The sequence below is a fragment of the Delftia sp. 11MD genome (genome assembly GCF_050907895.1).
In the GTDB taxonomy this organism is placed as follows: domain Bacteria; phylum Pseudomonadota; class Gammaproteobacteria; order Burkholderiales; family Burkholderiaceae_C; genus Comamonas; species Comamonas tsuruhatensis.
The window spans coordinates 498,743-521,036 of sequence record NZ_CP194333.1 but is presented as its reverse complement, the minus strand read 5'-3'; the positions used below and the strand labels follow the sequence as shown (position 1 = coordinate 521,036).

At 63.3% G+C, this 22,294-nt stretch carries 14 protein-coding genes, 5 tRNA genes and 1 pseudogene; 4 read left to right on the top strand and 16 right to left on the bottom strand.

Translation table 11 applies throughout. The features are described from left to right. Window positions 1-134: 134 nt before the first annotated feature. The 15 genes from rpoC to ACRSCF_RS02370 all read right to left on the bottom strand — a co-directional run bounded on the left by rpoC (window position 135) and on the right by ACRSCF_RS02370 (window position 14,842). Window positions 135-4,364 carry a DNA-directed RNA polymerase subunit beta' gene (rpoC, locus tag ACRSCF_RS02440; protein ID WP_016450392.1) on the bottom strand — a complete coding sequence of 1,410 codons (4,230 nt, stop codon included), beginning with the start codon at window positions 4,362-4,364 and terminating at the stop codon, window positions 135-137. 23 nt (window positions 4,365-4,387) lie between these two features. Then, window positions 4,388-8,500 carry a DNA-directed RNA polymerase subunit beta gene (gene rpoB, locus ACRSCF_RS02435; protein WP_016450391.1) on the bottom strand — a complete coding sequence of 1,371 codons (4,113 nt, stop codon included), beginning with the start codon at window positions 8,498-8,500 and terminating at the stop codon, window positions 4,388-4,390. Window positions 8,501-8,777: 277 nt separating this feature from the next. Beyond that, window positions 8,778-9,155 (bottom strand): 50S ribosomal protein L7/L12, encoded by a 378-nt coding sequence (rplL, locus tag ACRSCF_RS02430; protein WP_012202441.1) that lies wholly within the window; start codon window positions 9,153-9,155, stop codon window positions 8,778-8,780. Window positions 9,156-9,192: 37 nt separating this feature from the next. Continuing rightward, complete coding sequence (gene rplJ, locus ACRSCF_RS02425; RefSeq protein WP_016450390.1) at window positions 9,193-9,720, bottom strand: 50S ribosomal protein L10; 528 nt, start codon at window positions 9,718-9,720, stop codon at window positions 9,193-9,195. Window positions 9,721-9,946: 226 nt separating this feature from the next. Beyond that, window positions 9,947-10,642, bottom strand: coding sequence for a 50S ribosomal protein L1 (rplA, locus tag ACRSCF_RS02420; protein ID WP_016450389.1), 696 nt, complete (start codon window positions 10,640-10,642; stop codon window positions 9,947-9,949). Then, window positions 10,643-11,074, bottom strand: coding sequence for a 50S ribosomal protein L11 (rplK, locus tag ACRSCF_RS02415; protein ID WP_012202438.1), 432 nt, complete (start codon window positions 11,072-11,074; stop codon window positions 10,643-10,645). Window positions 11,075-11,214: 140 nt separating this feature from the next. After that, window positions 11,215-11,799: a transcription termination/antitermination protein NusG gene (gene nusG / locus ACRSCF_RS02410; RefSeq protein ID WP_016450388.1), complete on the bottom strand. Its 585-nt coding sequence runs from the start codon at window positions 11,797-11,799 to the stop codon at window positions 11,215-11,217. Continuing rightward, window positions 11,799-12,182 carry a preprotein translocase subunit SecE gene (gene secE / locus ACRSCF_RS02405; RefSeq protein WP_012202436.1) on the bottom strand — a complete coding sequence of 128 codons (384 nt, stop codon included), beginning with the start codon at window positions 12,180-12,182 and terminating at the stop codon, window positions 11,799-11,801. Before secE ends, nusG begins: the two co-directional genes overlap by 1 nt. A gap of 86 nt (window positions 12,183-12,268) precedes the next feature. Then, window positions 12,269-12,344 (bottom strand) — tRNA-Trp (locus ACRSCF_RS02400). 9 nt (window positions 12,345-12,353) lie between these two features. Next, entirely contained in the window at window positions 12,354-13,544 is a 1,191-nt protein-coding gene (tuf, locus tag ACRSCF_RS02395; protein WP_016448514.1) for an elongation factor Tu, read from the bottom strand. Window positions 13,545-13,622: 78 nt separating this feature from the next. After that, window positions 13,623-13,697, bottom strand: a tRNA-Thr gene (locus ACRSCF_RS02390). 43 nt (window positions 13,698-13,740) lie between these two features. Then, window positions 13,741-13,814: transfer RNA gene (locus ACRSCF_RS02385), tRNA-Gly, on the bottom strand. A 55-nt stretch (window positions 13,815-13,869) separates the two neighbouring features. Further along, window positions 13,870-13,955 (bottom strand) — tRNA-Tyr (locus ACRSCF_RS02380). 90 nt (window positions 13,956-14,045) lie between these two features. Continuing rightward, window positions 14,046-14,121, bottom strand: a tRNA-Arg gene (locus tag ACRSCF_RS02375). Window positions 14,122-14,203: 82 nt separating this feature from the next. Then, the gene (locus tag ACRSCF_RS02370) at window positions 14,204-14,842 is read right to left on the bottom strand and encodes a TetR family transcriptional regulator (RefSeq protein ID WP_198818715.1); all 639 of its coding nucleotides are present in this window, start codon (window positions 14,840-14,842) and stop codon (window positions 14,204-14,206) included. A gap of 192 nt (window positions 14,843-15,034) precedes the next feature. On the opposite strand from ACRSCF_RS02370, the gene ACRSCF_RS02365 reads away from it, so the two are divergent. From ACRSCF_RS02365 to ACRSCF_RS02350, 4 genes and pseudogenes are all read left to right on the top strand, one after another. Further along, on the top strand, window positions 15,035-16,327 hold the full coding sequence (locus ACRSCF_RS02365; protein WP_016448485.1) for an efflux RND transporter periplasmic adaptor subunit: 1,293 nt from the start codon (window positions 15,035-15,037) through the stop codon (window positions 16,325-16,327). Between the two features lie 15 nt (window positions 16,328-16,342). After that, entirely contained in the window at window positions 16,343-19,498 is a 3,156-nt protein-coding gene (locus tag ACRSCF_RS02360; protein ID WP_016448486.1) for an efflux RND transporter permease subunit, read from the top strand. Continuing rightward, window positions 19,491-20,945 (top strand): efflux transporter outer membrane subunit, encoded by a 1,455-nt coding sequence (locus ACRSCF_RS02355; RefSeq protein ID WP_046987756.1) that lies wholly within the window; start codon window positions 19,491-19,493, stop codon window positions 20,943-20,945. Before ACRSCF_RS02360 ends, ACRSCF_RS02355 begins: the two co-directional genes overlap by 8 nt. A 208-nt stretch (window positions 20,946-21,153) precedes the next feature. Beyond that, window positions 21,154-21,684, top strand: a pseudogene (locus tag ACRSCF_RS02350) (c-type cytochrome); the annotation flags it as partial. A gap of 57 nt (window positions 21,685-21,741) precedes the next feature. Here ACRSCF_RS02350 and ACRSCF_RS02345 read toward each other — a convergent pair. After that, the gene (locus tag ACRSCF_RS02345; RefSeq protein WP_244387745.1) at window positions 21,742-22,293 is read right to left on the bottom strand and encodes a DUF2946 family protein; all 552 of its coding nucleotides are present in this window, start codon (window positions 22,291-22,293) and stop codon (window positions 21,742-21,744) included. Between the last annotated feature and the right edge of the window lies 1 nt (window position 22,294).

Below are 22,294 nucleotides of genomic sequence, written 5' to 3'. Positions count from 1 at the left end.
CTGCTCTAGGAGACAGCATGTCCCAACAAGAGGGACGCCGAGCAAGGGCCGCCCCCGCAGCGAGGGCGTCGTCCCCCTCCCGCGTAGCGAGAGAGGGGGAAGCGGCACAGCCGCTCAGGGGGTGACACCGCCTATCAGTCAGCGGAAGCGTCACCGGCGACGGCAGCCACGCCAGCGTCGTCGTCAGCCATCACACCGGCCAGTTCGGCCGCTTCGGCGTCGGCGATGGCGCGGCGCTCTGCGTCGTCCATGGCGTCCTTGGCCTTGCGCGCCTGGTGGTATGCCAGACCCGTACCAGCGGGGATCAGGCGACCCACGATGACGTTTTCCTTCAGGCCACGCAGCTCGTCGCGCTTGCCCATGATGGCAGCCTCGGTGAGCACGCGGGTCGTTTCCTGGAACGACGCGGCAGAGATGAAGGAGTCGGTCGACAGCGATGCCTTGGTAATACCCAGCAGCACGTTGGAGTACGTGGCGGGGATCTTGCCTTCGCGCTGCAGCGCCTCGTTGGTATTGAGGATCTCCGAACGCTCGACCTGCTCGCCAGCGATGTAGGTCGAGTCGCCGGTGTTCTCGACCACGACGCGGCGCAGCATCTGGCGAACGATCACCTCGATGTGCTTGTCGTTGATCTTCACACCCTGCAGGCGGTAGACGTCCTGCACTTCATCGACGATGTAGCGCGACAGCTCCTCGATGCCCAGCAGGCGCAGGATGTCCTGCGGATCGGCCGGGCCGTCGACGATGGACTCACCCTTGTTGACCACCTGGCCTTCGTGCACCAGGATGTTCTTTTCCTTGGGCACGAGTTCTTCCCAGACCTTGCCATCCAGATCGGTGATCTGCATGCGCACCTTGCCCTTGGTTTCCTTGCCGAAGGAAATGGTGCCGGTCATCTCGGCCAGCGTGCCCTTGTCCTTGGGCGTGCGGGCTTCGAACAGCTCGGCCACGCGGGGCAGACCGCCGGTAATGTCGCGGGTCTTCTGGCCTTCGACAGGGATACGGGCCAGCACTTCGCCGGGGCCCACGTCCTGGCCGTCACGCACCTGGATCAGCGCGCCGACCTGGAAGCCGATCGTCACCGAGTGGTCGGTGCCGGGGATCTTGACTTCCTGGTTGTTGGCATCGATCAGCTTGACCTGGGGACGCACGACCTTGGCAGAGCCACGGCGCTTGGGATCGATCACCACCAGCGTGGACAGGCCGGTCACTTCATCGACCTGCTTGGCCACGGTCAGGCCCTCTTCCACATTCTCGAAGCGCACCTGGCCGGCGTACTCGGTAATGATGGGTCGGGTCAGCGGATCCCAGTTGGCCAGGATCAGACCGGCCTTGACCTGCTGGTCGGGCCTGACGGTCAGCACGGCGCCGTAGGGCACCTTGTGGCGCTCACGCTCGCGGCCGTTGTCGCTGATGACGATTTCGCCCGAACGCGAAATCACGACCAGCTCACCCTTGGTGTTGCTGACGTAGCGCATCGTGCTGTTGAAGCTGATGGAGCCGTTGGACTTGGCTTCCACGCTCGAGGCGATGGCAGCGCGCGAAGCGGCACCACCGATGTGGAAGGTACGCATGGTCAGCTGCGTGCCGGGCTCGCCGATGGACTGGGCGGCGATCACACCCACGGCTTCGCCGAGGTTGATCAGGCCGCCGCGGCCCAGGTCGCGGCCGTAGCACTTGGCGCACAGGCCGTAGCGGGTCTCGCAGGTCAGCGCGGTGCGGACCTTGATCTCGTCCACGCCTTGCGATTCCAGCTCGTCGATCACGTCTTCGTTGAGCAGCGTGCCTGCGGGCAGCAGCACGGCCAGCGTCTCGGGATGCACGACGTCCTCGGCCGTGGTACGGCCCAGCACGCGGTCGCGCAGCGATTCGATGACTTCACCGCCTTCGACGATGGCGCGCATCAGTGCGCCATTGCTCGTGCCGCAATCGTCCTCGTTGACCACCAGATCCTGCGTCACGTCCACCAGACGACGCGTCAGGTAGCCGGAGTTGGCCGTCTTCAACGCCGTGTCGGCCAGACCCTTTCGGGCGCCGTGGGTGGAGATGAAGTACTGCAGAACGTTCAGGCCTTCACGGAAGTTCGCCGTAATGGGCGTCTCGATGATGGAGCCGTCAGGCTTGGCCATCAGGCCACGCATGCCGGCCAGCTGGCGGATCTGCGCGGCCGAGCCGCGGGCGCCGGAGTCGGCCATCATGTAGATGGCGTTGAACGATTCCTGCTCGACTTCGTTGCCGTGGCGGTCGATGACCTTTTCCTTGGCCAGCTGGGCCATCATGACCTTGGAGACTTCGTCGCCGGCCTTGCCCCAGATGTCCACCACCTTGTTGTAGCGCTCGCCAGCGGTCACGAGACCGGAGACGTACTGCTGCTCGATCTCCTTCACCTCGGCTTCGGCACGGCCGATGATCTCGGCCTTTTGCGGCGGCACCAGCATGTCGCCGATGGCGATCGAGATGCCGGCGTGCGTGGACAGGCGGAAGCCGTTTTGCAGCAGCTTGTCGGCAAACACCACCGTGGCCTTCAGACCGCACTTGCGGAACGAGGCATTGATGAGCTTGGAGATCTCCTTCTTCTTGAGCGCCTTGTTCATGTGGCTGAACGGCAGGCCCTTGGGAAGGATCTCGGACATCAGGGCGCGGCCCACGGTGGTTTCCACCAGGCTGGTCGAAGGCTCGAACTCGCCGGAGTCCTTGTTCTTCGTCCACTCGGTCAGGCGAACGCTGATCTTGGCGGCCAGCTCGACCTGCTCGGCGTCCAGCGCGCGCTGCACTTCGCCGATGTCGGCGAAGACCATGCCCTCGCCCTTGCCGTTGATGCGCTCGCGCGTCGCGTGGTACAGACCCAGCACCACGTCCTGCGAAGGAACGATGGAGGGCTCGCCCGATGCGGGGAACAGCACGTTGTTGGAGGCCAGCATCAGCGTGCGGGCTTCCATCTGTGCTTCCACCGACAGCGGAACGTGGACGGCCATCTGGTCACCGTCGAAGTCGGCGTTGAAGGCCGCGCAGACGAGCGGGTGCAGCTGGATGGCCTTGCCTTCGATCAGGATGGGCTCGAAGGCCTGGATGCCCAGGCGGTGCAGCGTGGGAGCACGGTTCAGCATGACCGGGTGCTCCTTGATGACCTCTTCGAGGATGTCCCACACCACGGGCGTGCCGGATTCCACTTCCTTCTTCGCCGCCTTGATGGTGGTGGCGATGCCGCGCTGCTCGAGCTGCGCGAAGATGAAGGGCTTGAACAGTTCCAGCGCCATCAGCTTGGGCAGACCGCACTGGTGCAGCTTGAGGTACGGACCCACCGTGATCACGGAACGGCCCGAGTAGTCCACGCGCTTGCCCAGCAAGTTCTGGCGGAAACGGCCGCTCTTGCCCTTGATCATGTCGGCCAGCGACTTCAGGGCACGCTTGTTGGCGCCCGTCATGGCCTTGCCACGGCGGCCGTTGTCCAGCAGCGAGTCCACTGCTTCCTGCAGCATGCGCTTTTCGTTGCGCGCGATGATTTCCGGAGCCTTCAGCTCCAGCAGGCGGCGCAGACGCGAGTTGCGGTTGATGACGCGGCGATACAGGTCGTTCAGGTCGGACGTTGCGAAGCGGCCGCCGTCCAGCGGCACCAGCGGACGCAGGTCCGGGGGCAGCACGGGCAGCACTTCCATGACCATCCAGCCCGGCTTGATGCCGGACTTCTTGAACGCTTCCAGCAGCTTCAGGCGCTTGGCGTTCTTCTTGACCTTGACTTCGGAGCCGGTCAGGTCGCCGCGCAGGCGCTCGGTCTCGACGTCGATGTCGATGCCTTCGAGCAGGTCCTTGATGCCTTCGGCGCCCATCTTGGCTTCGAACTCGTCACCGTACTCGGTGCGCTTGGCCTCGTAGTCGTCCTCGGTCATGATGCTGAACTTCTTCAGCGGGGTCATGCCGGGGTCGGTCACCACGTAGGCTTCGAAGTACAGCACGCGCTCGATGTCGCGCAGCGTCATGTCGAGCACCAGGCCCAGACGCGACGGCAGCGACTTCAGGAACCAGATGTGGGCGCAGGGCGCAGCCAGGTCGATGTGGCCCATGCGCTCGCGGCGCACCTTGGTCTGGGTCACTTCGACGCCGCACTTCTCGCAGATCACGCCGCGGTGCTTGAGGCGCTTGTACTTGCCGCACAGGCACTCGTAGTCCTTGATGGGGCCAAAGATCTTGGCGCAGAACAGACCATCGCGCTCGGGCTTGAACGTGCGGTAGTTGATGGTCTCGGGCTTCTTCACCTCGCCGAAGGACCAGGAACGGATCTTCTCGGGAGAAGCCAGACCGATCTTGATGGCATCGAAATGCTCATCGGGCGTGAATTGCTTGAACAGGTCGAGTAGAGATTTCATAAGACTCTTTCCCTTTTCAATATTTAAGAACGCTCAAGCTCGATGTCGAGGCCCAGGGAGCGGATTTCCTTGACCAGCACGTTGAACGACTCGGGCATGCCTGCCTCGATGGCGTGCTCGCCCTTGACGATGGATTCGTACACCTTGGTACGGCCCACCACGTCGTCGGACTTCACGGTCAGCATTTCCTGCAGCACATAGGCGGCGCCGTAGGCTTCCAGCGCCCACACTTCCATTTCCCCGAAACGCTGGCCGCCGAACTGGGCCTTGCCGCCCAGGGGCTGCTGCGTCACCAGAGAGTACGGACCCGTGGAGCGGGCGTGCATCTTGTCGTCGACCAAGTGGTGCAGCTTCAGGTAGTGCATGTAGCCGATGGTGGTCGGACGCTCGAAGCGGTCACCGGTGCGGCCGTCATACAGGTAGGCCTGCGTGCGGCTTTCGGTCAGGCCCTTGCGCTCCTTCAGCTCTTCCGGATATGCCAGATGCAGCATGTCCTGGATTTCCTGCTCGGAAGCGCCGTCGAACACCGGCGTGGCAAACGGCACGCCCGTGGTCAGCGCCTGCGCCATGGACACGATCTCGTTGTCATCGAGCTGGGCCAGGTCTTCCTTGCGGCCGCGCGAGTTGTAGATCTCTTCCATGAAGGCACGGATTTCGGCGGCACGGGCTTCCTGCTGCAGCATGTCGCCGATGCGCTGGCCCAGGCCCTTGCCGGCCCAGCCCAGATGCACTTCCAGCACCTGGCCGATGTTCATGCGCGAAGGCACGCCCAGCGGGTTCAGCACGATGTCGGCAGTGGAGCCGTCGGCCATGTAGGGCATGTCCTCGACCGGAACGATCTTGGAGACCACGCCCTTGTTGCCGTGGCGGCCGGCCATCTTGTCGCCGGGCTGCAGGCGGCGCTTGACGGCCAGGTAGACCTTGACCATCTTGAGCACGCCAGCGGGCAGCTCGTCGCCCTGGGTGAGCTTCTTGCGCTTTTCTTCGAAAGCCAGGTCGAAGCTGTGGCGCGTCTGCTCCAGCGAGTTCTTGATGGACTCGAGCTGGGTGGCGACCTCGTCCTCTGCAGGACGGATGTCGAACCAGTGGAACTTCTCCACGCCGTCCAGGTAGGCCTTGTCGATCTTGGCGCCCTTGGCCAGCTTTTGCGGGCCGCCGTTGGCCACGCGGCCATTGAGCAGCTTCTCGATACGGTCGAAGGCGTCGGCCTCGACGATGCGCAGCTGGTCGTTCAGGTCCAGGCGGTAGCGCTTGAGTTCATCGTCGATGATCTGCTGGGCACGCTTGTCGCGCTGGATGCCTTCACGGGTGAAGACCTGCACGTCGATCACGGTGCCTTGCGAGCCCTGGTCCACGCGCAGCGAGGTGTCCTTCACGTCGGAAGCCTTCTCGCCGAAGATGGCGCGCAGCAGCTTCTCTTCAGGCGTCAGCGTGGTCTCGCCCTTGGGCGTGACCTTGCCGACCAGCACATCGCCGGGCTGTACTTCCGCACCCACGTAGATGATGCCGGACTCGTCCAGGCGGTTGAGCTGCTGCTCGGACAGGTTCGGGATGTCGCGCGTGATTTCCTCGGCACCGAGCTTGGTGTCGCGGGCCATCACCACGAGTTCTTCGATATGGATCGAGGTGTAGCGGTCTTCGGCCACCACGCGCTCGTTGATCAGGATCGAATCCTCGAAGTTGTAGCCGTTCCAGGGCATGAAGGCGATCAGCATGTTCTGACCGATGGCGATTTCGCCCAGGTCGGTCGATGCGCCGTCGGCCACCACGTCACCCTTGGCCAGCTTGTCGCCACGCTTGACGATGGGACGCTGGTGGATGTTGGTGTTCTGGTTGGAACGCTGGTACTTGATGAGGTTGTAGATGTCCACGCCGACTTCGCCGGCCACGGCTTCCGCATCGTTCACGCGGACCACGATGCGCGTTGCATCGACATAGTCCACGATACCGCCGCGGGTTGCCGTCACCACGGTGCCGGAGTCCACTGCCGCCACGCGCTCGATGCCCGTGCCCACCATGGGCTTTTCGGGACGCAGCACAGGCACGGCCTGACGCGACATGTTGGCGCCCATCAATGCGCGGTTCGCGTCATCGTGCTCCAGGAACGGAATCAGCGAGGCAGCCACCGACACGATCTGTGCGGGCGACACGTCCATGTACTGAACGCGCTCGGCCGACACCAGGGTCGAATCACCCTTTTCGCGCGCCGACACCAGGTCGCCGATCAGGCGGCCTTCGGCATCCAGCTCGGCATTGGCCTGGGCGATGATGTACTTGCCTTCCTCGATGGCCGACAGGTAGTCGATCTCCATCGTGACCTTGCCGTCGGCCACGCGACGGTAAGGCGTCTCGATGAAGCCGTACTCGTTCAGGCGGGCGTACAGGGCCAGCGAATTGATCAGGCCGATGTTCGGGCCTTCAGGCGTTTCGATAGGGCAGACGCGGCCGTAGTGGGTCACGTGCACGTCGCGCACTTCGAAGCCTGCGCGCTCGCGCGTCAGACCGCCCGGGCCCAGGGCCGAGACGCGACGCTTGTGCGTGATTTCGGCCAGAGGATTGGTCTGGTCCATGAACTGCGACAGCTGCGACGCACCGAAGAATTCCTTCAGGGCGGCCGAAATCGGCTTGCTGTTGATCAGGTCATGGGGCATCAGCGGCTCTTGCTCGGCCTGACCCAGACGCTCCTTCACGGCCTTCTCGATACGTGCCAGGCCCGTGCGGTACTGGTTCTCGGCCAGTTCGCCCACGCAACGCACGCGGCGGTTGCCCAGGTGGTCGATGTCATCGACCTCGCCCTTGCCGTTGCGCAGATCCACCAGGATCTTGACCACGGCCAGGATGTCCTCGTTGGACAGCACCATGGGGCCGGTGGCGCCATCGCGGCCGACCTTGGCGTTGAACTTCATCCGGCCCACGCGCGAAAGATCGTAGGTGTCGGGGTTGTAGAACAGACGCTGGAACAGGGCCTGCACGGCGTCCTCGGTCGGCGGCTCGCCGGGGCGCATCATGCGGTAGATGGCCACGCGCGCAGCGAACTCATCGACGGTTTCGTCGGTGCGCAGGGTCTGCGAAATGTAGGCGCCCTGGTCCAGCTCGTTCGTGTAGATGCACTGCAGATCCTGGATGCCGGCGCTGCGCAGCTTCTTGAGCAGGGACTCGGTCAGCTCTTCGTTGGCCTTGGCGATGATCTCGCCAGTGTCTGGATCGACGATGTTCTTGGCGACCACGCGGCCGATCAGGAAATCTTCGGGGACGCTGATGAACTTGGTGCCCGACTGCTCCAGCTCACGCGTGTGGCGAGCAGTGACGCGCTTGTCCTTGGCGACCACGACCTTGCCCGACTTGTCGGTGATGTCGAAGCGCGCGACCTCGCCGCGCAGGCGCTCGGGGACGAACTCCATCTGCGCGCCCGAATCCATGAGGCGGAAGTTGTCGTTGACGAAGAAATTGGCCAGGATCGATTCCGGCGTCAGGCCGATGGCCTTCAGCAGAATGGACACGGGCATCTTGCGACGACGGTCGACGCGGAAGAACAGCAGGTCCTTGGGGTCGAACTCGAAGTCCAGCCACGAACCGCGGTAAGGAATGATGCGTGCCGAGAACAGCAGCTTGCCCGAGCTGTGGGTCTTGCCCTTGTCGTGTTCGAAGAACACGCCAGGCGAGCGGTGCAGCTGCGAGACGATGACGCGCTCGGTGCCGTTGATGATGAACGAGCCCTTGTCGGTCATCAGGGGCACTTCGCCCATGTAGACCTCTTGCTCCTTGACTTCCTTGACCACCTTGGACTGCGAGGTCGAAGACTCACGGTCATAGATGATCAGCTGAACCTTGGCGCGCACGGCAGAGGCGAAGGTCAGACCACGGGTCTGGCACTCGCGCACATCGAAAGCAGGCTTGGCGAGGTTGTACTCGACGAACTTCATCTCCACAAAACCGTTGTGGGAGACGATGGGGAAGGCAGAGTTGAAGGCCGCTTGCAGGCCTTCGATGGTGCGTTTTTTGGGGGCTACATCTGCCTGCAAGAATGCGGTATATGCATCTTTTTGCATCTGCAGCAGGTAAGGCACTTCGAGCACGCTGTCGCGGCTCCCGAAGCTTTTGCGGATTCGCTTGCGTTCGGTGTAAGAATAGGCCATGAGATCTCCGGGCAAAGACATGAGTCCTGGGTCTGCGACGACTGCCCCACATGGAAAGCTCCCTGCGGGCTTGGCGGTTGGCCACTACCAACCATGGCTGACGGCGATGCGTTGCACATCGCCCGAACCAAGGCATCTTCTGCTGTCGGGTTGTCAGAAGACACTAGAAAACAGGCTGCTCCAGACCGCTTTCTAGTGTGCTCTATGGATACGCTCTCCACAAGCGCCAAAGGCTGGAGGCCCTTTTTCGGAGCCTCCAGCCCTTGAGAGGACTGAATTACTTCAGTTCAGCCTTGGCACCGGCTTCCACCAGCTTCTTCACAGCGGCTTCAGCGTCAGCCTTGGCAACGCCTTCCTTGACGTTCTTGGGAGCGCCGTCGACCAGGTCCTTGGCTTCCTTCAGACCCAGGCCGGTGATTTCACGCACGGCCTTGATGACGGAAACCTTGTTCGCGCCGGCTTCGGTCAGCACAACGTTGAACTCGGTCTTTTCTTCTGCAGCAGCAGCGCCGCCAGCAGCGCCACCAGCAGCGGGAGCGGCCATGGCGGCAGCGCTCACGCCGAACTTCTCTTCAATGGCCTTCACCAGGTCATTGAGTTCCAGGACCGTCATGCCGTCGAGCGCGGTCAGAAATGCGTCTTTATCGAATGCCATTTTGATTTCCTAACAATATTGGTTAACTGCCGCGCGCTCAGGCTGCGACTGCTTCGGCTGCCGGTTCTTCGGCAGAGCCTTCGCTCTTCTTTGCCGCCAGGGCGCCCAGCACAACGGCCGTACGCGAGATAGGCGACATCAGCAAGCCACACAGTTGTGCCAGCAGAACTTCCTTCGAGGGGATGTTCGCCAGTTGCTTCACACCGTTCACGTCCAGGGCCTTGCCTGCAAACGCACCACCGCGGATCACCAGCTTGTCGTTGGTTTTCGCGAAGTCGGCCACCACCTTGGCGGCAGCCACTGCGTCTTCAGAGAAGCCATAGATCAGAGGGCCGGTCATCTGGTCGGCGACAACGTCGAACTGGCTGCCAGCCACAGCACGGCGGGCCAGCGTGTTCTTCAACACGCTCAGGCTCACACCCTTGCTGCGGGCGTCAACGCGCAGTTTGGTCATGTCGGCGACCGTGATGCCGCGGTATTCCGCGATCACAAGCGTTTGAGCTTTTGCGGCGAGGCTGGTCACTTCATTGATGACCGCTTCTTTCTCACTGCGATTAAGACTCAAGGTCTACTCCTTCAAATGCACACTCGGGGCAGGCCCCTCATGCGCGCTCTTGTTGCAGCGACCAACTGTTTTGGAAATGCATCCATCTGCAGCGGGATCGCCATCTGCGTTGGCCCCTGAGGTTTAAGTGCCGCAAGGCACACCAACGGTCTTGGATGACCCGGCGCATCGCTGCGCCGGCCCACCACTGAAGCAGCCCGCAAGCCGCCTCAAGATTTCTTGGCTATCAGGCCGAGATGGTTTGCGTGTCGACGCGAACGCCCACACCCATGGTCGACGAAACAGCCACCTTGCGCAGGTACAGGCCCTTGCTCGAGGCGGGCTTGGACTTGTTCAGGGCGTCGATCAGCGCAGCCAGGTTGCCTTGCAGCTTCTCGTTGTCGAACGAGCGGCGGCCGATGGTGGCGTGGATGATGCCGGCCTTGTCGACACGGTATTGCACCTGACCAGCCTTGGCGTTCTTCACGGCCGTGGCCACATCGGGAGTCACCGTACCCACCTTGGGGTTGGGCATCAGGCCGCGCGGGCCCAGGATCTGACCCAGCGTACCGACGACGCGCATGGCGTCGGGGGCAGCGATGACCACGTCGAAGGGCATGTCGCCAGCCTTCACGCGGGCAGCCAGGTCGTCCATGCCGACCACGTCGGCGCCAGCAGCCTTGGCTTCTTCAGCCTTGGCGCCTTGGGCGAACACGGCCACGCGGGCGGTCTTGCCAGTGCCGTGGGGCAGCACGACGGCGCCACGAACCACTTGGTCAGACTTCTTGGCGTCCACGCCCAGTTGCACGGCCACGTCGATGGATTCATCGAACTTGGCGGTGGCGGCTTCCTTCACCAGCGCCACGGCGTCGGCGAAAGCGTACAGCTTGGTGGACTCCACCTTGCCCTGGAGAGCCTTTTGCTTCTTGGTCAACTTGGCCATTTACACGCCCTCCACAATCACGCCCATCGAACGGGCCGAACCAGCCAGCGTACGCACGGCGGCGTCGACGTCAGCAGCGTTCATGTCCTTCAGCTTGGTGTTGGCGATCTCTTCCAGCTGAGCGCGGGTGATCTTGCCGACCTTGTTCTTCAGGGGGTTGGAGGAGCCCTTGTCCAGCTTGATGGCCTTCTTGATCAGCACAGTCGCCGGAGGCGTCTTGATGATGAAGGTGAAGCTCTTGTCGGCAAAGGCCGTGATGACCACGGGCAGGGGCAGGCCGGGCTCGACACCTTGGGTCTGGGCGTTGAACGCCTTGCAGAATTCCATGATGTTGAGGCCGCGCTGACCCAGCGCAGGACCGATCGGAGGAGAGGGATTGGCCTTACCAGCTGGCACTTGCAGCTTGATGAAGCCGACGATTTTCTTCGCCATTGAATGCTCCTTGCGGGTATAGCGCCGCCGGCCCAACCAACAACAGTTGCAGCCGGCAGCTCCCCGGTGGTTAAAAGACTCTTGCTGACACGCCCTGCACCGAGCCTAAAAATGCAGAGCCAGAGATTGTAAGCGGTAACTCAGGTTTTTTCAACCTGGGCAAATTCAAGCTCGACCGGCGTGGAGCGACCGAAGATCATCACCGAGACGCGCAGGCGGCTCTTTTCGTAGTTGACCTCTTCGACCGAGCCATTGAAGTCCGTGAAGGGGCCTTCCTTGACACGCACCAGTTCGCCGGGCATGAATTCGATCTTGTGGCGCGGCTTGTCCGTGCCTTCCTGCATCTGGCTGACGATCTTGCGCACTTCCTCTTCGGAGATCGGTGCGGGGCGGTTCTTGGCACCACCCACGAAACCCGTCACCTTGCTGGTGTGCTTGACCAGGTGCCAGGTGTCGTCGTCCATGACCATCTCGACGAACACGTAGCCAGGGAACAAGCGGCGTTCGGTGGTACGGCGCTGGCCGTTCTTCATCTCCACCACTTCCTCGGTGGGAACCAGGATGCGGCCGAACTTGGACTGCATGTCCGAACGCGCGATGCGCTCGATGATGTTGCGCTCCACTGCCTTTTCCATGCCGGAGTAGGCATGGACGATGTACCAGCGCAGATCCGGATTGGCAGGCGTTGCCCCTCCGTCGTTCACACCTGTTTCGACAGCATCCATTACTTCCTCCAGCCCAAAATCAGGTCATACAGGACCCACTCCAGCGTCTTGTCCGTGAACCACAGGAACAAGGCCATGATGACCACAAAGCCGAAGACGTACAAGGTCATCTGCATGGTCTCCTTGCGCGTCGGCCAGACGACCTTCTTGACTTCGCGCCAGGCATCCTGCGCAAAGCTGACGAAACGCTTTCCGGGCTCGGAAACAAGGAACGTGCCAGCAGCCGCAGCCAGACCGACCAGCAGCACCAGCCACTGAACGATGGGACCTTGCTTGCTCAGCAGATAGAAACCTGCGATCGCAGCAACGACTAAAGCCGCGACTGCGGCAAGCTTGGCTTTGTCAGCTCCGGAGCTGACCGTTTCAACCTGAGTAGTGGCCATAATCCATTTCTAATGCGCATTTTTTGCGCAACGCCAAGACACCGAAGCCCGCTTTGGGGCGGGCTCGTTGCGATTCCACCATCAGGTGGCAGGGGCAGTAGGAATCGAACCTACAACCTTCGGTTTTGGAGACCGACGCTCTGCCAATTGAGCTATACCCCTACGAATCAATTAGGCAATGATCTTGGCAACCACGCCAGCGCCCACGGTACGGCCGCCTTCGCGGATAGCGAAGCGCAGACCTTCTTCCATGGCGATGGGGGCGATCAGCTTGACGGTGATCGACACGTTATCGCCAGGCATCACCATTTCCTTGTCGGCGGGCAGCTCGATGGAGCCGGTCACGTCGGTCGTGCGGAAATAGAACTGGGGACGGTAGTTGTTGAAGAACGGAGTGTGGCGACCACCTTCGTCCTTGGACAGCACGTACACCTCAGCCGTGAAGTGGGTGTGGGGCTTGATGGAGCCGGGCTTGCACAGCACTTGGCCGCGTTCCACGTCTTCACGCTTGGTGCCGCGCAGCAGCAGGCCCACGTTGTCGCCAGCCTGGCCTTGGTCCAGCAGCTTGCGGAACATTTCCACGCCGGTGACGATGGTCTTCTGGGTGTCGCGGATACCGACGATTTCGATTTCTTCGCCGACCTTGATGATGCCGCGCTCAACGCGACCGGTCACCACGGTGCCACGGCCGGAGATCGAGAACACGTCTTCCACGGGCATTGCGAAGGCACCGTCCACAGCGCGCTCGGGCGTGGGGATGTAGGTGTCCAGGGCTTCAGCCAGACGCAGGATGGCGGGCTCGCCCTTGTCGCTTGCGTCACCTTCCAGGGCCAGCTTGGCCGAGCCGCGGATGATGGGGGTGTCGTCGCCGGGGAAGTCATACTTGGCCAGCAGCTCGCGCACTTCCATTTCGACCAGCTCCAGCAGCTCTTCGTCGTCCACCATGTCGCACTTGTTCAGGAACACGATGATGTAGGGCACGCCCACCTGACGAGCCAGCAGGATGTGCTCGCGGGTCTGGGGCATCGGGCCGTCAGCGGCCGAGCACACCAGGATAGCGCCGTCCATCTGAGCAGCGCCGGTGATCATGTTCTTGACGTAGTCGGCGTGGCCGGGGCAGTCAACGTGAGCGTAGTGGCGGTTGGCCGTTTCGTACTCGACGTGGGCGGTGTTGATCGTGATGCCGCGGGCCTTTTCTTCAGGTGCTGCGTCGATCTGGTCGTAAGCCTTGGCTTCGCCGCCGAACTTCTTGGACAGAACGGTGGCGATGGCAGCCGTCAGGGTCGTCTTGCCGTGGTCCACGTGACCGATGGTGCCCACGTTGACGTGGGGCTTGGTACGCTCGAATTTTTCTTTAGCCATTTTTCCGACTCCGAAAAAAATCTAAATCACTACAACAGGATTTGGCGCAACCCCATCTAGCGAGCGCACCAGAGAGAATGGTGCCCATGGGCAGGATCGAACTGCCGACCTCTCCCTTACCAAGGGAGTGCTCTACCACTGAGCCACATGGGCCTTGAAGCCGCCGAAGCAACCTCAAAAAACTTTGCTTGCAAACTGGAGCGGGAGACGGGAATCGAACCCGCGTCATTAGCTTGGAAGGCTAGGGTTCTACCATTGAACTACTCCCGCACAGATTGACTGCACGCTGCCACCTTTTCAGATGACTTCTCTTCTTCACCATTACTGGTGGAGGGGACTGGATTCGAACCAGTGTAGGCGTAAGCCAACAGATTTACAGTCTGCCCCCTTTAGCCACTCGGGCACCCCTCCGAAGAGATTTGAATTCTAGCACCGTTTTTTTCGTCTGAAAAAATTCAGTGCATTTTTTTCTCAGGCCACCGAGGCGATCCAAGAAAAATGTGGCGCGGCTGGCGGGGATCGAACCCACGACCCTTGGCTTCGGAGGCCAATACTCTATCCACTGAGCTACAGCCGCTCAAGGCATCGCTGCCCTGCACAAGCCGATGATTGTCGCATGACTTTGCACTACCGCGTACAAGCCCCGCGGCCCCGCCCGCTCATTGGGCAGGAGCCTCCGAAACCGTGAAGCCCAGCCCGCGCAGGCAGACATCCACCGCCTGGGCACCCACTTGCTTGAGATCGAAAGCCCGCCCCAGCAGCCAGCTCTGCAGCAGCCCGTCAAACATGGCGCACAGTGCGATCGATGCCTGGTGCGCCGACATGGGCATGGTGACCGCATGGCTTTCGGCGGCGGTACAAAGCGCCAGCTCCAGCCGGGACGAAAAGGAGTCCAGTGCCGCGCGATTGCGCTCCTGCACCGGCATGAGTTCGCCCACGTACTCCACCTTGAGCAACAGGATCTCGAAGACGCGCCGCGTGCTGTCGTCATCCGCAATGCGCCCGAAGACCACCGCCATCAGGCGCCGCACATATTCCAGCGCATCGCATTCGGAGTCATCTTCGCAGTCGCCCTGAGCGGCCTGCTCCAGCGGGAGCGTGACGCGATCCAGCATGGCATAGAAGAGATCCAGCTTGTCCTTGAAATGCCAGTAGACCGCACCGCGCGTGGCGCCGGCTCGCTGGGCAATCTCGTTGAGCGAGGCCCGGGCGACACCCTGCTCGTAGAACACTTGCTCCGCAGCGTCCAGCAGACTGTTGCGCGTTGCAAACGCATCTTCTTTCGTTCGTCGTGCCAAGATGTATTTCCTTCCATCGTTGAGCCCGGCCATGCCACGCTACGCCATGCTTCGCGCCGCCTTGCAGCAACTGCGGTCATTATACATTCATGTATGTATGTATAATCCGCGACTTGCCCGTGGACACGGGCGTTCCGGATAGCGCTGACCGGAACGTCAACATCGTTATTTGATTCAGCACAAGGACCCATCATGCCCAGCACACGCAGCAATGTGTCAGCCGCTCCGTCCCCTTACAACAGTCTGCGCCTCACCACCGTGGCCCTGGCCGTCACCGCCGCAATGGCCATGGCCGCCTGCGGGAAAAAGCCCGAAGAACAAGCTGCCGCACAGCAGCAGATGCCCGCCGTCCCTGTAGGTGTGGTGGTGGCCACCCCCGCCGATGTGGGACTTGTGACCGAGTTGCCCGGCCGCGTGGACGCGCGCCGCGTGGCCCAGATCCGGGCCCGCAGCGCCGGCATCGTGCAGGAGCGCCTGTTCAAGGAGGGCAGCGACGTGAAGGCCGGCCAGGTGCTGTACCGCATCGATCCGGCGCCCTACCAGGCGACGCTGCAAAGTGCCAAGGCCACGCAGGCCCGTGCCGAGGCCAACCAGGCCCAGGCACTGGCGCAACTGGAACGCTACCGCCCGCTGGTTGCCGCCAACGCGATCAGCAAGCAGGACTTCGTCAATGCAGAGGCTGCCTACAAGCAGGCCCAGGCTGACGTCGCGGCCGGCAAGGCCTCCGTGCGGACCGCCGAGATCAATCTTGGCTATACCAGCGTCACCGCCCCCATTTCTGGCCGCATCGGCCAGTCTCTGGTGACCGAAGGCGCGCTGGTCGGCCAAGGCGAGGCGACCCCGCTGGCCGTGGTCCAGCAGATCAATCCGGTCTATGTGAATTTCACCCAGTCGTCCAGCGAAGCCTTCCGGCTGCGCCGCGCGATGGAGCAGGGCAAGCTCAAGAAGGCCGATGGCGCCGAAGCCGCCAGCGTCGAGGTGCGCCTGGACGATGGCACGGCCTACGAACTCAAGGGCAAGCTGCTGTTCACCGACCTGACCGTGGACAGCTCCACCGGCCAGGTCACGCTGCGTGCCGAGGTGCCCAATCCCAAGGGATTGCTGCTGCCCGGCATGTATGTGCGCGTGCGCATGGAGCAGGCCCAGGCGTCCAACGCCATTGCCGTGCCCCAGCAGGCGGTGACGCGCACCGAGACCGGCGACACCGTGAGCGTGGTCAGCGACGACGGCAAGATCACCAAGCGCCAAGTGAAGGTGACCACGGCCCAGAACAACCAGTGGCTGGTCAGCGAAGGCCTGCAGGCGGGCGAGAAGGTGATGGTCGACGGCTTCCAGAAGCTGCAGATGCTGCCACCCGGCACGCCGGTCAAGCCCGTACCGTGGCAGCCCGAGGCCGCAGGCGCCCAGAAGCCGGCCGGCACGGCAGCGCCAGCCCCGCAAGCCGCAGCCGATGCCAAGCCTGCGGACCAGGCAGACAAGAAGTAATCAAGGGGCTCAGCAATGGCCAAGTTCTTTATCGACAGACCGATCTTTGCATGGGTCGTCGCGCTGTTCATCATCGTCCTCGGTGGTATCGCGCTGACCAAGCTCCCGATCGCTCAATACCCCAAGGTGGCTCCTCCGGCCATCGTCATCAACACGGCCTATCCAGGCGCGTCCGCGAAGGTGCTCGAAGACAGCGTGCTGTCCGTGATCGAGCGCGAGATGAACGGCTCGCCCGGCCTAGTCTACATGGAGTCTGTGGCCCAGGCCGACGGCACGGGCAGCATCACCATCAGCTTCGAGGCCGGCACCAACGTGGACCTGGCGCAGGTGGACGTGCAAAACCGCCTCTCGCGCGCCACGCCGCGCCTGCCTGCTTCGGTGACGCAGCAGGGCGTTCGCGTGGACAAGGCGTCGTCCAACTTCCTGCTGTTCATCATGCTGTCGTCCGAGGACGCCAAGGCCTATGACACGGTGGCCCTGGGCGACTATGCCTCGCGCAACATCGTTCCCGAAATCCAGCGTGTGGCAGGCGTGGGCCAGGCACAGCTGTTCGGCACGGAAAAGGCGATGCGCATCTGGTTCGATCCCGCCAAGCTGCAGGGCTACAAGCTCTCGGCCGAGGACGTGACAGCCGCCATCCGCAGCCAGAACGCCCAGGTGGCCAGCGGCGCCATCGGCGACCTGCCCAACATCACGGGCCAGAAGATCGCCGCCACGGTGACGGTGATGGGCCAGCTGTCTTCGATCAGCCAGTTCGAGAACATCGTGCTGCGCGCCAATGCCGATGGCTCCACCGTGCGACTCAAGGACGTGGCCACCATCGAGATCGGCGGCCAGGCCTACGCGACCTCCGCCCGCCTGAACGGCAAGGATGCCGTGGGTATCGGCGTGCAGCTGACGCCCAGCGGCAATGCGCTGGCCACGGCCAAGGCCGTGCATGCACGCATGGAGGAACTGAAGAAGTTCTTCCCCAAGGGCGTGAATTACTCCATTCCCTACGACAGCTCCAAATTCGTGAGCATCTCCATCGAGAAGGTGGCCCACACGCTGCTGGAAGCCATCGTGCTGGTGTTCCTGGTGATGTACCTGTTCCTGCAGAACTGGCGCTACACGCTGATCCCGACCATCGTGGTGCCCATTGCACTGCTGGGCACCTTCGCGGTCATGCAGGCCGTGGGCTTCTCGATCAACGTGCTGGCCATGTTCGGCATGGTGCTGGTCATCGGCATCGTGGTGGACGACGCCATCGTGGTGGTGGAGAACGTCGAGCGCATCATGAGCGAGGAAGGCCTGCCGCCGCGCGAGGCCGCGATCAAGGCCATGGGCCAGATCTCGGGCGCCATCGTGGGCATTACGCTGGTGCTGATCGCGGTGTTCATACCGCTGGCTTTCTTCGCGGGGTCCACCGGCAATATCTACCGGCAGTTCTCCATCGTGATGGTCGCCTCCATCAGCTTCTCGGCCTTCATGGCGCTGACGCTGACACCGGCTCTGTGCGCAACGCTGCTCAAGCCCGTGGAGGCCGGCCACAACCACGAGAAGAAAGGCTTCTTCGGCTGGTTCAACCGCACGTTCGCACGCTCGGCCAAGTCCTATGAAGGCTGGGTGGCTCGCCTGCTCAAGCGCTCGGTGCTGATGATCGGCGTGTACCTGGCCGTGATCGCCGGTGCCGTGGTGGTGTTCCGTGGCCTGCCGACCTCGTTCCTGCCGACCGAGGACCAGGGCTACTTCATCGTCAACGTGCAACTGCCTCCTGGCGCCGCCAAGGAGCGCACGCTGGAAGTCATGAAGCAGGTCGAGGAGGCCGTGCTGCCGCAGCCCGAAGTGGCCAACATGGTCAGCGTGCTGGGCTTCAGCTTCTCCGGCCAGGGCCAGAACGCCGCCCTCGCCTTCGTGCCGCTCAAGGACTGGTCCGAGCGCAAGGGAGCGGACTCCACGGTGGATGCCATGACGGGCCGCATCATGGGCATGACGGCGGGCATACGCGACGCCTTCGTGTTCGCCGTGAACCCGCCGCCCATTCCCGAACTGGGCAATGCCGTGGGCTTCTCGTTCCGCCTGCAGGATCGTGCCGGCCACGGCCACGATGCGCTGATCAATGCGCGCAACATGCTGCTGGGCATGGCCGGGCAGAGCAAGGTGCTGGCCGGCGTGCGTCCCGACGGCCTGGAAGACGCACCCCAGCTGCGCATCGAGATCGACCGCGACAAGGCCAACGCACTGGGCGTGGACTTCACCTCGATCAATGCGGCGCTGTCCACGGCACTGGGCTCGTCCTACGTCAATGACTTCCCCAACCAGGGTCGTCTGCAGCGCGTGATCGTGCAGGCCGACGCTCCGGCCCGCATGCAGCCCGACGATCTGCTGCGCCTGAACGCGCGCAATGCCAAGGGCGATCCGGTGCCGCTGTCCACGTTCGCGACCACCAAGTGGGTCAAGGGCGCGCAGCAGACGGTGCGCTACAACGGCTACCCGGCCGTGCGCATCGAAGGCTCGGCTGCTCCGGGCTTCAGCTCGGGCGATGCCATGGACGAGATGGAAAAGCTGGCTGCCAAGCTGCCCGAAGGCTTCGGCTTCGAGTGGACCGGCCAGTCGCGTGAGGAAAAGCTGGCGGGCTCGCAAGCCATCTTCCTGTACGCCTTCGCCATCCTGGCCGTGTTCCTGTGCCTGGCCGCTCTGTACGAGAGCTGGTCGATTCCGCTGTCGGTGATTCTGGTCGTGCCGCTGGGTCTGCTGGGCGTGGTGCTTGCCACCTTGCTGCGCAACTATTCCAACGACGTGTACTTCCAGATCGGACTGGTGACGGTGATCGGCCTGTCGGCAAAGAACGCCATCCTGATCGTGGAGTTCGCCAAGGACCTGCAGGCCGAAGGCAAGGGCCTGATCGAGGCCGCGCTGGAAGCCGCGCACCTGCGGTTCCGGCCCATCATCATGACCTCGCTGGCCTTCGGCCTGGGCGTGGTGCCTCTGGTGATCGCCTCCGGCGCCAGCTCCGCCAGCCAGCGTGCCATCGGCACCGGCGTGCTCGGCGGCATGATCACCGGCACCGTGCTGGCCGTGCTGTTCGTGCCCACCTTCTTCGTCGTGGTGCGCAAGCTGTTCAAGGGCAAGATCAAAACGCACAACCCGCCGTCCACACCGGCCGGCAAGGAGGCCTTGAGCCATGATTAATCGCAGTACCCCGGTGGCCATCGCCACCGCCGTGCTCCTGGCGGGATGCTCGCTCATCCCCACCTACGAGCGCCCTGCCGCTCCGGTCGCGGCCCAATACACCCGCGCGAACGCCACTGCTGCGGCAGAAGGCGGAACGGCTGCCGCACAGCTGCCCTGGCAGGATTTCTTCCAGGACGCACGCCTGCAGCAACTGGTGCGCACCGCGCTGGACAACAACCGCGACCTGCGCGTGGCCGCGCTCAACATCGAGCGCGCCCAGGCGCAGTACCGGATCACGCGCGCCGACCAGTTCCCGACGGTCGGTGCAGGCGTCAACGCCAGCCGCGCCCCGAATACCACGGGCTCCGGCACCAAGTACGTCAACAGCTACCAGGTCGGCCTGGCCGTGACCTCCTGGGAGCTGGACTTCTTCGGGCGCATCGGCAGCCTGAAGGAAGCGGCCCTGGCCCAGTACCTGGCCACCGAGGAAGCGCGCCGCGCCGCGCAGACCAGCCTGGTGGCCGCCGTGGCCAGCGGCTGGTACACGCTGCTGGCCGACGAGCAGTTGCTGAAGATCTCGCGCGACACGCTGCAGACCCGCGAAGAGTCGATCAAGCTGACCAAGCTGCGCTTCGACACGGGCGTGGCCTCCGAGCTGGACTACCGCCAGGCCGTCTCGCTGACCGAAGCTGCGCGCGCCACCCTGGCGCAGCAGCAGCGCCAGCGTGCCCTGGACGAGAACGCCCTGGTGCTGCTGCTGGGCCAGGCGCTGCCTGCGGACGTGGTCGCCAGCCTGGGCTCCAGCCAGGGCCTGCGCGACACGGCCGACCTGCCTGCAGTGCCGGCCGGCCTGCCGTCTGACCTGCTCACGCAGCGCCCCGACATCCGCCAGGCCGAGCAGCAACTGATCAGCGCCAATGCCAACATCGGCGCGGCGCGTGCGGCCTTCTTCCCGCGCATCACGCTGACCGGGCAGTTCGGCACGGCCAGCAACGAGCTGTCGGGCCTGTTCAAGAGCGGCAGCTGGGGTTTCACCCTGGCACCCTCGGCCCTGCTGCCCATCTTCGATGCGGGCCGCAACTCGGCCAATCTGGCTGCGGCCAAGGTCGATCGCGAAGTGGCCATTGCGCAGTACGAGAAGTCCATCCAGAGCGCCTTCCGCGAAGTCTCCGACGCACTGGACAGCCAAGGCACGCTGCGTGACCAGATCATGGCCCAGCGCGCCCAGCTCGAAGCCGAGCAGGCACGCCTGAAGCTGTCCGACCTGCGCTACAGCAACGGCGTGGCCAGCTACCTGGACCTGCTGGACGCACAGCGCACCCTGTTCGCGCTGGAGCAATCCACCGTGAGCGTGCGCCTGGCGCAACTGCTCAATCAGATCGAGCTGTACAAGGCTCTGGGCGGCGGCTGGACCGACAGGACGGCGACAGCGGCTGCAACCACGCAAACTCCCGCGCAGCAATAACCGCATCTGCCGCGCCAACCGCAAAGAGGCGTTCACCGCAAGGTGAACGCCTCTTTGTCATTCAGTGCGGCAAGCATTTGCCAATTGCTTGATCCATCTCATGGCATATGTGCGTCCCAGGTCAACCCGGGTCTGCGCGCAGTGTCTGCAAGAGGGCCGTCGATATAATTTGTTGTTGACTCACGCCCCCACAACACAAGAGGACTTCATGAGCGCAACCCACACCGAAGAAGCCCATACGGGCCCGATCAAGAATCCCAGGCAACTGCTGATAGCGGTGTTTTTCTCGTTCGTGGTTCCGGTGTTCGTGATCATCGGCCTCGTGCAGTACGTGAGTTCGGCCGACAAGTCCGGTGCCGGCGCTTCCCAGACCGAAATGGCCAAGGCTCAGCGCCTGCAGAAGATCGGCCTTGTGGAGATCCGTGATGCCAATCGCCCCCTGCGCGCGGGCGAAGAGGTCTACAAGGGCCAGTGCGCCGCTTGCCACGCCACGGGCGCTGCAGGAGCACCCAAGTTCGAGGATGCTGCGGCCTGGGGCCCTCGCCTTGCACAGGGACTGGAAGGCCTGGTGCACTCGGCACTCAAGGGCAAGGGCGCCATGGCCCCTCAGGGTGGCGGCGACTTCAACGACACCGAAATTGCACGCGGCGTGGTCTACATGGCCAACGCGGCGGGCGGCAAGTTCGAAGAACCCAAGGCCCCTGCCGCAGAAGGCGCCGCGGCAGAAGGCGCAGCAGCCCCCGCCAATTGAGCAACACGCGGGACTTCTGGAACCAACCGGCTTCGGCCGGTTTTTTCATGCCCGCGCAGGACTGCGCACGAAACCGTAGCGCTGCGGCAACGCCTCGGCCCGCACCTCTTCACAGGCCGGCAACGCGCCCGCCTCCAGCGCAGCCGCGGCATCGATCATGTCCTGCGTATGGACCAGGCCCAGGCCGGAAGGCGTCGCCAGGTACAGGCGCCCCGTCTCGTCCATCAGCGCTTCGGTGACGGCCCCGGCATCCAGTTCGGCTCCTGTATGGCTGTGCATCTGCAGGCCCTCGCCATCCCAGCGCAACCGCCATATCCAGGGAGCATTCTCCAGCTCCACATACACGCGCTGGGGACCGTTCTGGAAGAACCATCGACCATCGGGCTCGGCCAGGTAGTTGCGGGCGATGAAGTCCGCCAGCTTTTCGTTGCGCACCTCCGCGCCCTTGGCTCCCGGGATTCCGCTGTCGAAAGCGCCGCTGGCCTGGGCCTGTTCATCGCGCAGATACCAGCGCCCGCGCTCGTCCAGCCCCAGCCAGCCGCTGCAGGCAGGCACATGGGGCCATTTGGCCATGGCCTGCTTCACGATATCGTCCATT

Coding starts and splice junctions, on each gene's coding strand:
- rpoC (WP_016450392.1), bottom strand. CDS start 4,364: ATGAAATCTCTACTCGACCTGTTCAAGCAATTCACGCCCGATGAGCAT.
- rpoB (WP_016450391.1), bottom strand. CDS start 8,500: ATGGCCTATTCTTACACCGAACGCAAGCGAATCCGCAAAAGCTTCGGG.
- rplL (WP_012202441.1), bottom strand. CDS start 9,155: ATGGCATTCGATAAAGACGCATTTCTGACCGCGCTCGACGGCATGACG.
- rplA (WP_016450389.1), bottom strand. CDS start 10,642: ATGGCCAAGTTGACCAAGAAGCAAAAGGCTCTCCAGGGCAAGGTGGAG.
- rplK (WP_012202438.1), bottom strand. CDS start 11,074: ATGGCGAAGAAAATCGTCGGCTTCATCAAGCTGCAAGTGCCAGCTGGT.
- nusG (WP_016450388.1), bottom strand. CDS start 11,799: ATGGATGCTGTCGAAACAGGTGTGAACGACGGAGGGGCAACGCCTGCC.
- secE (WP_012202436.1), bottom strand. CDS start 12,182: ATGGCCACTACTCAGGTTGAAACGGTCAGCTCCGGAGCTGACAAAGCC.
- tuf (WP_016448514.1), bottom strand. CDS start 13,544: ATGGCTAAAGAAAAATTCGAGCGTACCAAGCCCCACGTCAACGTGGGC.
- ACRSCF_RS02365 (WP_016448485.1), top strand. CDS start 15,035: ATGCCCAGCACACGCAGCAATGTGTCAGCCGCTCCGTCCCCTTACAAC.
- ACRSCF_RS02360 (WP_016448486.1), top strand. CDS start 16,343: ATGGCCAAGTTCTTTATCGACAGACCGATCTTTGCATGGGTCGTCGCG.
- ACRSCF_RS02355 (WP_046987756.1), top strand. CDS start 19,491: ATGATTAATCGCAGTACCCCGGTGGCCATCGCCACCGCCGTGCTCCTG.
- ACRSCF_RS02345 (WP_244387745.1), bottom strand. CDS start 22,293: ATGGACGATATCGTGAAGCAGGCCATGGCCAAATGGCCCCATGTGCCT.